This window comes from Amycolatopsis sp. CA-128772, from assembly GCF_002904295.1.
GTDB lineage: Bacteria > Actinomycetota > Actinomycetes > Mycobacteriales > Pseudonocardiaceae > Amycolatopsis.
In genome coordinates this window covers 19,869-32,076 of record NZ_PPHG01000096.1, presented here as the reverse complement: position 1 = coordinate 32,076, position 12,208 = coordinate 19,869, and the positions used below count along the sequence as shown (strand labels likewise).

At 70.7% G+C, this 12,208-nt stretch carries 16 protein-coding genes; 13 read left to right on the top strand and 3 right to left on the bottom strand.

Going from position 1 to position 12,208, the window contains the following annotated elements:
* Positions 1–8: 8 nt before the first annotated feature.
* Positions 9–485 carry a DUF2771 family protein gene (locus C2L59_RS42875; RefSeq protein WP_103355314.1) on the top strand — a complete coding sequence of 159 codons (477 nt, stop codon included), beginning with the start codon at positions 9–11 and terminating at the stop codon, positions 483–485.
* On the opposite strand, the gene C2L59_RS42870 is transcribed toward C2L59_RS42875, so the two are convergent.
* Positions 482–868 carry a cold-shock protein gene (locus C2L59_RS42870; protein WP_004559993.1) on the bottom strand — a complete coding sequence of 129 codons (387 nt, stop codon included), beginning with the start codon at positions 866–868 and terminating at the stop codon, positions 482–484. The two genes, C2L59_RS42875 and C2L59_RS42870, sit on opposite strands and share 4 nt — an antisense overlap.
* Before the next feature lie 131 nt (positions 869–999).
* Here C2L59_RS42870 and C2L59_RS42865 point away from each other — a divergent pair, with 131 nt between their 5' ends.
* On the top strand, positions 1,000–1,236 hold the full coding sequence (locus tag C2L59_RS42865; protein WP_199199662.1) for a hypothetical protein: 237 nt from the start codon (positions 1,000–1,002) through the stop codon (positions 1,234–1,236).
* On the opposite strand, the gene C2L59_RS42860 is transcribed toward C2L59_RS42865, so the two are convergent.
* Positions 1,233–1,847, bottom strand: a complete 615-nt coding sequence (locus C2L59_RS42860; protein WP_103355313.1) for an HAD family hydrolase — start codon at positions 1,845–1,847, stop codon at positions 1,233–1,235. The two genes, C2L59_RS42865 and C2L59_RS42860, sit on opposite strands and share 4 nt — an antisense overlap.
* 95 nt (positions 1,848–1,942) lie before the next feature.
* Between C2L59_RS42860 and C2L59_RS42855 the strand changes: the two genes are divergently transcribed.
* Positions 1,943–2,542: a TetR/AcrR family transcriptional regulator gene (locus C2L59_RS42855; protein WP_103355312.1), complete on the top strand. Its 600-nt coding sequence runs from the start codon at positions 1,943–1,945 to the stop codon at positions 2,540–2,542.
* Entirely contained in the window at positions 2,539–3,507 is a 969-nt protein-coding gene (locus tag C2L59_RS42850) for a R2-like ligand-binding oxidase (protein WP_103355311.1), read from the top strand. Before C2L59_RS42855 ends, C2L59_RS42850 begins: the two co-directional genes overlap by 4 nt.
* Positions 3,508–3,547: 40 nt before the next feature.
* Here the strand turns inward: C2L59_RS42850 and C2L59_RS42845 are convergent, their stop codons facing one another.
* Complete coding sequence (locus tag C2L59_RS42845) at positions 3,548–5,206, bottom strand: AMP-binding protein (RefSeq protein WP_103355310.1); 1,659 nt, start codon at positions 5,204–5,206, stop codon at positions 3,548–3,550.
* A gap of 103 nt (positions 5,207–5,309) precedes the next feature.
* On the opposite strand from C2L59_RS42845, the gene C2L59_RS42840 reads away from it, so the two are divergent.
* The 9 genes from C2L59_RS42840 to C2L59_RS42800 all read left to right on the top strand — a co-directional run bounded on the left by C2L59_RS42840 (position 5,310) and on the right by C2L59_RS42800 (position 12,207).
* A complete protein-coding gene (locus C2L59_RS42840; protein WP_103355309.1) occupies positions 5,310–6,209 on the top strand; it encodes a hypothetical protein in 900 nt (299 codons plus the stop codon).
* 37 nt (positions 6,210–6,246) lie between these two features.
* A complete protein-coding gene (locus tag C2L59_RS42835; protein ID WP_103355308.1) occupies positions 6,247–7,875 on the top strand; it encodes an AAA family ATPase in 1,629 nt (542 codons plus the stop codon).
* Positions 7,872–8,081, top strand: coding sequence for a DUF2997 domain-containing protein (locus C2L59_RS42830; RefSeq protein WP_103355307.1), 210 nt, complete (start codon positions 7,872–7,874; stop codon positions 8,079–8,081). The genes C2L59_RS42835 and C2L59_RS42830 overlap by 4 nt, the downstream gene beginning before the upstream one ends.
* A complete protein-coding gene (locus C2L59_RS42825) occupies positions 8,069–8,644 on the top strand; it encodes a 4Fe-4S single cluster domain-containing protein (RefSeq protein WP_103355306.1) in 576 nt (191 codons plus the stop codon). The genes C2L59_RS42830 and C2L59_RS42825 overlap by 13 nt, the downstream gene beginning before the upstream one ends.
* Entirely contained in the window at positions 8,641–9,084 is a 444-nt protein-coding gene (locus C2L59_RS42820; protein ID WP_103355305.1) for a hypothetical protein, read from the top strand. The genes C2L59_RS42825 and C2L59_RS42820 overlap by 4 nt, the downstream gene beginning before the upstream one ends.
* Complete coding sequence (locus C2L59_RS42815) at positions 9,081–10,256, top strand: hypothetical protein (protein ID WP_103355304.1); 1,176 nt, start codon at positions 9,081–9,083, stop codon at positions 10,254–10,256. Before C2L59_RS42820 ends, C2L59_RS42815 begins: the two co-directional genes overlap by 4 nt.
* Positions 10,257–10,291: 35 nt before the next feature.
* Positions 10,292–11,005, top strand: coding sequence for an ESX secretion-associated protein EspG (locus tag C2L59_RS42810; protein WP_103355303.1), 714 nt, complete (start codon positions 10,292–10,294; stop codon positions 11,003–11,005).
* Positions 11,006–11,051: 46 nt separating this feature from the next.
* Complete coding sequence (locus C2L59_RS42805) at positions 11,052–11,609, top strand: DUF3558 family protein (protein WP_103355302.1); 558 nt, start codon at positions 11,052–11,054, stop codon at positions 11,607–11,609.
* A gap of 112 nt (positions 11,610–11,721) precedes the next feature.
* Complete coding sequence (locus C2L59_RS42800; RefSeq protein ID WP_103355301.1) at positions 11,722–12,207, top strand: hypothetical protein; 486 nt, start codon at positions 11,722–11,724, stop codon at positions 12,205–12,207.
* Position 12,208: the final 1 nt, after the last annotated feature.

Below are 12,208 nucleotides of genomic sequence, written 5' to 3'. Positions count from 1 at the left end.
CTGGGCCCATGCGACGTTCCCGGGTGGTGGCCCTGCTTGCGGCCGGTGGGTTCGCGGTGGCCGGGTGCTCGGCCCCCGGCCCGGCCGAGGTCACTTTCTACGCCGACGGCCACACGATCAACACCACGCCGGTGCTCACGTGCGACTACTCGCAGAAGCTCGCGCAGCCGTGCAGCGCGCAGGGCTCGACGCGGACGCTGAAGGTCCGCCCGGGCAAGCCGGTGCAGGTCTCGGTGCCCGGCGAGGTCGCCGACGCGCCCTGGCAGATCGTCTACGAGTACGTCACCCCGCAGGGCGAGTACAAGCAGAGCGACCCGATCCCATTCACGTCGCTCGACCGCTACGCGTACACGGTCACGCCGCCGACGCCCGCCGACCGCATCTCCGCGGTGGACGTGCAGAAGTACACGGCCGTGCTCAACGGCGACACCGGCGAGTCGGGCCTGCTGCCCAGCGACGTCTGGGGCCTGCGGCTGGAGGCTTAGGGATCCAGGTCCCGGGCCACCGCGCGCAGGATCTCGCCGATCTGCTTGGTGTGCTTGCGGTCCGGGTAGCGGTTGCGCCGCAGGTCCGGCTGCACCTTGAGCTCCAGCAGCTTGATCATGTCCTCGATCAGCCCGTGCAGCTCCTCCGCGGGGCGGCGGCGCGCCTCGGCGACGGACGGCGGCGGGTCGAGCAGCCGGACGGAAAGCGCCTGCGGCCCGCGGCGGCCGTCGGCCACGCCGAATTCGAGCCGCTGCCCGGCCTTGAGCCCCTCGACGCCCTGCGGCAGCGCGGCCTTGCGGATGTAGACGTCGGCGCCACCGTCCTGCGTGACGAACCCGAACCCCTTCTCCGCGTCGTACCACTTGACCTTGCCGGTCGGCACTTCCCTCACCAGTCCTTCTGCTGTCCGCTCATGACTAACGCGCCCGGGGCGTACCCAGGGCGCGCTGGGTAAAGGGTATCTCGCCACACGCCCTGGGGAGAAGTCGATACCGGCGGATACCCTCTTGCGTCATGAAGAGCACGACGAAGGAGGCCGGCGTGGCCACTCCCGGCAAACCGTTCCTGATGCGCGTCGGCATCGGCTTGTTCGGCCTCGGCATGCTCGCCGTGCTGGCGGTGTTCATCATGTTCGCCGCCGGCCTGGAGAACCTGCCGATCTGGCTGTCGGTCGCCGCCGGGGTGATCACTCCCCTGGGCCTGCTGCTCGGCCTGATCGCGCTGGTGATCGAGGCGCGCGCCAAGAACTAGACCGTCGCGAACGTCTTCTCGAACCACTCCGGGAACTCCGTCAGCGACTCGAACACCACCTCCGCCCCTTCGCTCAGCAGCAGCGTGCGATCACACGGTCCGGTGGTGACGCCGACCGCGATCGCGCCGGCGGCGAGCGCACCGCGGATGTCCCCGGCGTGATCTCCGACATACACCCGGGCCTCGTGGGCCAGGAGCGCCTCGGCCTTCTGCGTCGACCACAGCTCGCCGACGACCTCGTCGACGTCCAGGCCGAGCGCGTCCACGTGCAGTTGTGCGTTGGGCCCGTACTTCCCGGTGACGACCAGCGTGCGCCCGCCGGCCTCCCGCACCGCGCGCAGCGACTCGACCGCGCCCGGCAGCGCGACCGTGCCCGGGACGACCACCTCGGGGTAGATCGCGCGGAACCGGTCGACGAGCCCGGGGATCCGCTCCTCGGGCGCCTCGAAGCCGCGCAGGATGTCGTCGAGCGGCGGCCCGAGGTTGGCCGCGAACGCCTCGCCGTCCAGCGGCAGGCCGGATTCGGCGCCCAGCGCGTTCATCGCCGCGGCCATGCCCGGCCGGGCGTCGATCAGTGTCATGTCGAGGTCGAACCCCACGGTGATGCCCACGGCCAACACGTTAGCCGCCACCCCCGACAGTTTTACACCTAAGCCGATCGTGTACAGCATCTTGACAGCGAGTCGATCTGTGTCAAGGTGAAAGTGTGACCAGCTTCACCGACCGGACGAAGGCGTCCCTCCGGGAAGCGCTGCTCGACGCCGCCGCCGACCTGCTGCCCGACCGGGGCCACGCGGGCCTGCGGATGGCCGACGTCGCCGCGAAGGCCGGCGTGAGCAGGCAGACGGTCTACAACGAGTTCGGCAACAAGGCGGCGCTGACGCAGGCGGTGGCGCTGCGCACCGCGGCGGAGTTCCTCGACGGGATCCGGCAGCGGTTCGAAACGGCGGACGGGCTCCTGGCGGGCATCCACCACGCCGTCGTCTACACGATCGAGCACGCGCGGGAGAACCGCCTGGTCGCGGCGGCGCTCGGCACCGAAGCGGGCGAGGACCTGCTGCCCCTGCTGACGTCCAGGGGCGAGCCGATCCTCACCGCGGCCGCCGACCTCGCCGCCGAGCAGTACCGCGAGTTCGAACCCGGGCTGTCCGCCGAAGCCGCGGCCCTGCTCGCGGAGACCGCCGTCCGGCTGTCCCTGTCGCACCTGGTGCTGTCCACGCACTCGGCGACCCGGGCGGCCGACGCCGTCACCGCGGTGCTGGAACCCGCCATCCGCCAATTCGTCCACAATGGAGTGACACGATGACCGACACGCTCCCGGAGCTCCGGACCGGGTTTTCCTCGCTGCGCAAGGGCGGCCTGAACTGGGACTCGTTCCCGCTGCGCCTGTTCGTCAAGGGCAACAGCAAGTTCTGGAACCCGGCGGACATCGACTTCAGCCGCGAGCGCGAAGGCTGGGACACGCTCGACGACGAGCAGAAGCGCAGCACGACGTACCTGGTCGCGCAGTTCATCGCCGGCGAAGAGGCGGTCACCGAGGACATCCAGCCGTTCATGCGGGCGATGTCGGCGACCGGCCGCTTCGGCGACGAGATGTACCTGACGCAGTTCTGCTTCGAGGAAGCCAAGCACACCGAGGTGTTCCGGCGCTGGATGGACGCGGTCGGGCTGACCCAGGACCTGCACCCGTTCGTCGCCGAAAACCCGCACTACCGCAAGCTGTTCTACGAAGAGCTGCCGCAGTCGCTGCGGGCCCTGGAGGACGACCCCAGCCCGCTCAACCAGGTCCGCGCGAGCGTGACGTACAACCACGTGATCGAGGGCAGCCTGGCGCTGACCGGCTACTACTCGTGGCAGCTGATCTGCACCCAGCACGACATCCTGCCGGGCATGCAGGAACTGGTCCGCCGCATCGGCGACGACGAGCGCCGCCACATGGCCTGGGGCACGTTCACCTGCCGCCGCCACGTCGCCGCGGACGACTCCCTGTGGGACGCGGTGCAGCAGCGCATGGGCGAACTGCTGCCGCACGCGCTGAACATGATCCAGTGGGTGCAGGACCAGTTCGAGGAACTCCCGTTCGACAACGACCCGCAGGAGATCATCCAGTACGCGGCCGACCGGGCGCAGCGCCGGCTGGGGGCGATCGAGTCGGCGCGCGGGATGCCGGTGGAGCAGATCGACGTCGACTACTCGCCGGAGCAGCTCGAGGAGACGTTCGGCGAGGAGGACGCCAAGGCGATCGCGGAGGCCGCCGCCGCCGTCTCCTGACCAGGGTGCGGGGCGGCCTGACCCGGCCGCCCCGGCCCGGTCAGGCGTGCTTGGTGGCGGCCGCCTTCTCCAAGCCCAGCAAGCTGATCGACTTCTCCCGCATCTCCACCTTGCGCACCTTCCCCGTCACCGTCATCGGGAACGCCGCCACCACGTGGACGTACCGCGGGATCTTGTAGTGCGCCAGCTTGCCGCTGCAGAACTCGCGCACCGCTTCCGCGGTCAACGGCGAAGCGCCCTCGCGCATCCGGACCCAGGCCATCAGCTCTTCGCCGTATTTCTCGTCCGGGACGCCGATCACCTGCGCGTCGAGGATGTCCGGGTGGGTGTACAGGAACTCCTCGATCTCGCGCGGGTACAGGTTTTCGCCGCCGCGGATGACCATGTCCTTGATGCGGCCGGTGATGTTGACGTAGCCGTCGGTGTCCATCACCGCCAGGTCGCCCGTGTGCATCCAGCGGGCCGCGTCGATCGCCTCCGCCGTCTTGTCCGGCTGCTCCCAATACCCCAGCATCACCGAATACCCGCGCGTGCACAGCTCGCCCGGCTCGCCGCGCGGGACCGTCAGGCCGGTTTCCGGGTCGACGACCTTGACCTCCAGGTGCGGCCCGACCCGGCCGACCGTCGACACGCGACGCTCGATCGAGTCGTCCGCGCGGGTCTGCGTCGACACCGGGGACGTCTCGGTCATGCCGTAGCAGATGGACACCTCGGCCATCCCCATCCGGTCGATGACCTGCTTCATCACCTCGACCGGGCACGGCGAGCCGGCCATGATCCCGGTGCGCAGGAACGACAGGTCGAACTCGCCGAAGTCCGGGTGGCTGAGCTCGGCGATGAACATCGTCGGCACGCCGTAGAGCGACGTGCACCGCTCGGCCGCGACCGCTTCCAGGGTGGCGCGCGGGTCGAACGCCGGCGCCGGGATGACCATGCAGGCGCCGTGGCTGGTGCAGGCCAGGTTGCCCATCACCATGCCGAAGCAGTGGTAGAAGGGCACCGGGATGCACACCTTGTCCCGCTCGGTGTAGCCGCACAGCTCGCCGACGAAGTAGCCGTTGTTGAGGATGTTGTGGTGCGACAGCGTGGCGCCCTTGGGGAAGCCCGTCGTGCCGGACGTGTACTGGATGTTGATCGGGTCGTCGGCCGACAGCCCGGCCTGCAGGTGCGCCAGCTGCGCCCGGTCGCCGCCGCGGCCGGCGTCCAGCAGTGCCTGCCAGCCCTCGCCGCCGAGGATCACGACGTGCTCCAGCGCGGCGCACTTCTCGCGGACCTCCTCGACCATCGCCGGGTAGTCGGACGTCTTGAACGCGTCCGAGGCGACCAGCAGCCGGATCCCGGCCTGGTTCAGCACGTACTCCAGCTCGTGCGACCGGTACGCCGGGTTGATGTTGACCAGGATCGCGCCGATCTTCGCCGTCGCGTACTGCAGGAACGTCCACTCCGCCCGGTTCGGCGACCAGATCCCCACCCGGTCGCCCTTGCCGAGGCCCCGCGCCACCAGCCCCAGCGCCAGCGCGTCGACCTCGGCGGCCAGCTCCCGGTAGGTCCACCGGCCGCCGCCGGCCCGGTCCACAAGCGCGTCACGATCACCGAACGCGGCCACCGTCCGGTCGAAGTTGTCGCCGATGGTGTCCCCGAGCAGCGGGACCTCCGACGTCCCCGAGGCGTAACTCGGCAGGGCGGGCGCGTCAGGCATGGTGCCTCCTGAAGTCGGCGGTGACTGCCGCCGAGTCTAAGAACCAGGTGCCTGATCAGCCAGCTCGGTGGCAGTATCCACTGAGGATGAGGGAGGGGAACCCATGCGAAGAATCCTGGCTTCGGTGTCCGCTGTCCTGTTGCTCGCGGTGGCCGCGCCGGCGTCGGCGGCGACGCGGGTGATCGTGCTACCCGGCGCCACGTCCGCCGAAGGCATCACCGCGGCCGGCGGCGGTGACTACTACACCGGCGACCTGATCGCCGGCACGATCTTCCGCGAAAACCTCGGCCGGGGCACGGCCGAGCGCTTCATCGAGGCGCCGCCGGGCCAGATGGCGGCCGGGGTGGACTTCGACCGGCGCCACGACCTGCTGTTCGTCGCCGGCGCGATCGGGGGCAAGGCCTACGTCTACGACGTCCGCACCAAGGCGAAGGTCGCGGACTACACCTTCGGCGACCCGCAGACGTCCTACGTCAACGACGTGGTCGTGACCCCGCAGGGCGCGTGGTTCACCGACTCGTACCACCCGCAGCTGTTCTTCGTGCCGGTCGTCGCCGGCCGGCCCGGCACCCCGCGCACCCTGCCGCTGAGCGGACCGGGCGCGGGTGGTTCGCCGGGGAACTTCTTCATGAACGACATCATCGCCACGCCGTCCGGCGGCACGCTGCTGGTGGCCGCGACGATACCGGGCAAGGTGTACTCGATCGATCCGCACACCGGGGTCAGCACGGAAATCGCGGGGGTGGACGCGCCCAGCGTGGCCAGCCTCGTCCTCGAAGGCAACCGGCTCTGGGCGGTGCAGCTCGACGACCGGATCACCCGGTGGTGCCTCGACGGCGGGCTGAGCCACGGCACGGCCGCGGGCGCGATCACCGATCCGCGGTTCGACCAGCCGGTTTCGGCGATCAAGGTGGGCGACCGGCTCGCCGTCGTCAACTCCCACATCTACAGCGGTTACCCGCCCACCAGCCCGACGTACGAGGTCCTGGTGGTCGGCGCCTGAGTTGGTAGGGTCCGAACGGACTTCGAGGGGGCGACCGATGGCCGGGTTCCGCGACGAGCTGACCCAGTTGCTGCAGGCGCGTTACCCGCTGCTCGTCGTCGAGACGCACGAAGAGCAGCGGGTGCTGCGGGAGATCCGCGCGGTCGCCGAGGACGCCGGCCGGCTGCGGACCCCGCGGCGCGTGTACGTCTGGTCGTCCACCACCGGGCTGGCCCCGGCGGGCGGGCCGCCGATCAGCGAAACGCGCGCCGCGTCCGCCGCGTTGGAGCGGATCCACGGCTGGGGCGAGCCCGCCGTGTTCGTCTTCGCCGACCTGCATCCGTCGCTGGTGTCCGAGGGCGGGCACCGGCCCGATCCCGACGTCGTGCGCCGGCTGCGCGAGCTCGCCGCCGCGTTCAAGACGCGGCCGGTACCGCTGAGCGTGATCCTCGTGTCGCCGTCGCTGCCCGTGCCGCCGGAGCTGGAGCACGACGCCACCGTCGTCGACTTCCCGCTGCCCGACCAGCGCCAGATCGGCGAGCTGCTGGACAGCATGGTCGCCGCGCACCGGCAGCACGTCCGGATCAGCATCGACCGCGACGACCGCGACATGATCATCGGCGCGGCCCGCGGGCTGACGCTGCCGGAGGCCGAGAACGCGTTCGCCAGGGCCCTGGTCGAAGGCGGCGGGCTCGACCCGAGCGACCTGGAACTGATCCTCGCCGAGAAGCGCCAGGCCGTGCGCCGGTCCGGGATGCTCGACATCGTGCCGGCGGAGACGAGCTTCGACGCCGTCGGCGGCCTCGACCGGCTCAAGCGCTGGCTCACCAAGCGCACCGGCACCTGGACGCCGGCGGCGTCGGCGTACAACCTGGCGGCGCCGAAGGGCCTGCTGCTCACCGGTGTGCCCGGCTGCGGCAAGAGCCTGTCCGCGGTGTGCGTCGCGAACATGTGGCGGCTGCCGCTGCTGCGGCTGGACCTGGGGCGCGTCTTCGCCGGGCTGGTCGGTTCGAGCGAGAAGAACATCCGCACGGTCATCCGCACCGCCGAGGGCATCGCGCCGTGCGTGCTGTGGGTCGACGAGATCGAGAAGGGCCTCGCCGGCGCGGGCGGCGGTGGCGACGGCGGCACCGCGCGGCGCGTGTTCGGCACGTTCCTGTCGTGGATGCAGGAGAAATCGGCGCCGGTGTTCGTGATGGCCACCGCGAACCAGGTCGGCTCGCTGCCGCCGGAGTTTCTGCGGAAGGGCCGGTTCGACGAGATCTTCTTCGTCGACCTGCCCTCGACGCCCGAGCGCGCCGCGATCTGGCGGATCCACTTGCGCCGGCGCGTCACCGACGCGTTCGTCGCCGGTGAACTGGCCATGGACGACGCGCTGTTCGCCGAGCTCGCCGAGGTCAGCGCGGGCTACAGCGGCGCCGAAATCGAGCAGGCCGTGCTGTCCGGCCTGGTGGACGCGTTCGCCGAGAAGCGGCCGCTGCGCCGCGACGACCTCGTGCGGGCGGTGAAGTCGACCGTGCCCCTGTCGATCACCCAGGCCGACGAGATCCTGGCCATCCGGAATTGGGCGGAGACGCGCGCGGTCGCCGCGACGGACACTTCGGTGCCCGCCGCGGCGCCGGTCCCGCAGCCGGTCGCGCCGCCGGCGTCGCCGGCGTCACCGAGGGGAAGGACGATCGACGTATGACGCACCGCGTGACCGTGACGATCGGCAAGGACGGCTCGATCAGCGCCGAGACGCACGGCGTGACCGGCTCCAAGTGCCTCGACTACATCCCGCTCCTGGAGGACCTGCTGGGCGCGGAGACGGTGACGTCGGAGTTCACCGGGGACTACCGGCGCACTTCCGTGGAGAACACCGCGTCGCAGCGGCAGTCGCAATGGAACTCCTGAACCTGCACCGGATCGTCGACGTCACCGCGGCCGAGGGTCCGGGCGTGCGGTGTGCCGTGTGGACGCAGGGGTGCTCGGTGCGCTGCCCCGGGTGTTTCAACCCGCAGACGTGGACGACCCGCGGCGGTTTTCCGTTGCCGTGGCCGGAGTTGGCCGCCCGGGTGCTGGCCGTCGAGGGCATCGAAGGCGTCACGCTGCTCGGCGGCGAGCCGTTCGACCAGGCGGAACCGCTGGGCCGGTTCGCCGCCGCCGTCCGGGCCGCGGGTCTCTCGGTGATGACGTTCACCGGGCACGTCCTGGCGGAGCTGCCGCCGTCAGAGCTGCTGGCGTCGACGGATCTGCTGGTGGACGGGCCGTTCCTGGCCGACCGGCCGGAGCCCTCGCGGCCGTGGGTGGGGTCGGAGAACCAGCGGTTCCACTTCCTGAGCGACCGGTACGACGAGTCGATCTTCACCACGCCGAACCGCCTGGAGCTGCGGATCGCCCCGGACGGCGGGATCGAGCTGAACGGGTTCGCCACCACCGAAGTACTCGAAGCGCTGCTCGAAGGGGACCGTCGATGAGTGTCACGCTCAAGCTGCGCAGTGAAGCGCTGGCCCAGCTCAACGCGGCCACCATCGCCGCGCACGCGCAGGCGCAGCCGGGTGTCGTCACGGTCCGGACGCGGATGCGCCACCGCGACCTGCTGGCCCGCGCGCTGGCCGGGCTGCGGGCCCAGGTCACCGACGACGGCAACGCCGTGACGGCCGCGTGGGAAGGCCGGCGGATCACGTTCACCTACGGCCCCGAAGGCGTCCAGGTGGCGCACGTCGACGGGCCTGGCCTCACCGAGGCCGAAGCGTCGCGGCTGGTGTTGTCGGTCGACGAGGCGTACGCGGCCGAAGTGCAGCGGGCCGTGCTGGCCCGGTTGAAGGACCGCGCGGCCCAGGCGGGCATGCGCGTGGAGTCGGAGCGGGTCAACGCCGACCAGTCGATCAGCGTCACGCTGGCCGCGACGTCGTGACCGAGACCAGGGTCGGGCTGATCGAGTTCGGCAAGGCGCTCAACGACTCGGTCACCCTCCCCGGTCTCGGGGAGCTGCCCGGCGGCCAGGTGAGCGCGGGCCGCGCGCTCCGCGGCGCCCGGGCGCGGCTGCGCCGGGGCGACCGGATCGTCGCGGACAACCTGCGTCTCGGGATCGTGGTGCGGAAGAAGTTCTTCTCCAGCGACGTCGAGCCGGTGACGGACGCCGGGTTCCTGAAGGACGTGTTCGTCGCGACCGGCCGCCGCGACCTCGGCCACGGCGACGCGCTGGAGCTGTACACCGACGACGTGGCGGGCCCGGACCTGAGCCGTCCGGAGGCGACGGCGTCGGTGCTGGCGCCGGCGTTCGACGAGCTGACGGGGTTCCACGCGCAGGTGCACGTCCGCGACGGCGTCCTGTGGTCCGGGGCGTTGTGCGTTTCGGCGCGCGGCGGCCAGCCGATGCGGGTGCTCGGGCTGTTCGGGCCGGCGGGCCCGCTCGAACAGCTGCCGTCGGGGCAACGGGGAACGGTGCTGCTGGGTTTCCAGTGCGACGCACCACCGATGGCCGGCGACACGCTGACGGCGTTCACGTCGCAGGACACGTTGGAGCGGCGCGACGGGACGGCGGTGGTGCACGGGGTGAGCGACCTCGGCACCGGCGTGGTGGTGGCGGCGGTCGAGGTGCCGGAGGGCCGGAGCGCGGCGTTCACGGTGGGGGTGAGCGTCCGGGTGCTGCGGCCGATCGGCACGACGCTCAACGAGCGGAGCACGGTGATCGCGACCGGGCTGAAGGTGCTTTCCCTGGCCCGGGACGGGATCCCGGTGCACTCGACCGCCGGCTCACGGGTGTTCACGGCCGGCCTGGGGACGCGGGACCTGAGGCAGAACGACGTGCTGGAGGCTTATGCCCCGGACGCGGCCCGGCTGCCGCCCCCGCCGGCGCCTTTGGTGGACGTGAACACGGCATCGGGCGATTCGCTGGCCGGTTTGGGCCTTTCGCCGTCACAGGTGGCATCGGCGCTGGAGCAGCGTCAGGGCGGCTTCCCGGACGTGGAGGCGTTCGGAGTGGCGATCGGCTTGCAGCCACACGAAATCGTCCGGCTACGCGGACGGGCGACGGCCAGCCGGGTGGCAACGCGCGAGACGGGCGTCCGCCAGCTCGACATTTGACGGCGCGGGGTACCGGTTCCGCTACGCTCGGGGACGTGCCGGAGGAATTCTCGCTGGGCTTGACGGAGGTGGCGGCCGCGGTCAGCCGCACGGGCCTCCCGGCGAACTGGCACCCGTTCGAGATCCGCAGCCCGGGCCACACACTGGACGAACACGCCCGCATCACGGCGGCGGCGTGGGAGGCGCTGAGGGCGCGTGGGCTGGCGGGCCCGGACAAGCTGGACATCGAGGTGGAGCAGACCCTCCGGGCGTGGACGCAGCCGGAGGTGCAGATCATCGTCCGCGCGGCGGAGGTGGTGGACGGCCGCCAGGTGTTCTACCGAGCAACCATCGGCCACGGCTTGGGCGTGTATTCGGAGCGGGTACCGGACGGCATCAACTTCGTCCGCATCCGCCCGGACCACCTGGTCGACGCCCTGGTCGGCATCCTCCCCCGCTACGGACCGCTACCGGTGGCCCCGGTGACGTTGACCCTGGGCCCCCACCGGACCCCGGACGCGGAGGCGTTGAAGGCGTACGCCCAGTGGCCCACGCACCGCCACGGCACGTTCGAGCTGTCGACCAGAATGGGCCAGGCCGCCCTCCGCCCAGCGGGCACGGCCACATTCGCGGACACGGACGGCGGCCGCTACCTGACGTTCACGGAACAGCTGTCGGCCGGCGAATCGAGATTGACGTTCGTCCCCTCGGACGGGGGACACCTGAGAGGGTGGCTACACGACCGCATCGCAGAGACGACCCACCGATGACCCGCATCCTCGCCCCGGCGGGCGGCTTACCCGTAGTGTTCAGGTTGTGACCCGAGCAGTCCGCGTTCGCGCCGTTGTGTTCACGTTGGCCTCGTTGGTGTTCGCGTTGAGTGCGTGTGACAGCAAGGTCGGCGGGACGCCGCAGGCCGCGGGGACGCCTTCGAGCAGCGCGCCGACGAGTTCGCCGAGCAGCGGCAATGGGGACAATCCATTCGGCGGGTTGAGCCCGTGCACCATCATCGACCAGGTCATGGCGGGCGAAGGGTTCCCGGCGGCCGCACCCGGCACCGTGGACAGCGCACGAAGCTGCGCCTCGAACAAGCCAGGCGACGCCAACGTCGGTGTCGCGCTCCAGGACAACGCCGGTTACGACCAGAACATCCCGGACCCCTCGAAAGCGTCGCGGGGCCATGTCGGGGCCCGAAACGCGATCATCGAGCGTGAGGGCATCGGCGCCGTGGGCCAGTGCACCATCTCCATCGAGGTCAAGCCGAACTCGCGGGCCCTCGTTTCCGTTTCCGGCAACGGCACGACGCAGGAGGCCTGCGATCGCGTGACAGCGATCGCCATCAAGGTCGAGAAACTGCTCCCGCCCGCCTCCTGAGCCGACCGACGGAGTGACATACGTCCGGCTGTCGCCTCTGCCGCTGACCGCCGGTCACAACTACAGTAGGAGCCGGGCACCGAGAGTACTGCTCGACAGGAGGGGACCTGACGTGAGCTCGGACGCGAGTTTCAGTGACCAGCCGATCGCCGCGCCCGCCTCGGGTGACGCAGGGTCGAACTTCCTTTCGGGGCTCCTCAACACCCCCACCGACCCCGAAGGGGCGAAACGCCTCAACGAAGGCGCCGCGGGGCTGAAGAGCCTGGCGTTGAACGGCGGTTTCGCCATCAACCAGGCCGGGCTCGACAGGTACACGAAGGTCTGCGACGAATTCATCGACGGTTACCGCGGCATCGAATACGAGCTCGAGGTGCTGGCCTGGAAACCACGGATGGGATCCAGCGCCTACGCCGACCAGGTCGCCCAGTTCAACGTGAAGGTCGCCGCGGGCGACGAGCAGTCACTCGTCCCGAACCTGGAACTGCTCATCAAAGGTTTCCAGCAGGTCAAAGAGGCGTTGGCGATCGCTCGCAAGAACTACCGCGAGACCGAGGACACCCACGCCCAGACGTTCGCCGAGCTGCGCGGGAGCGAGTGAC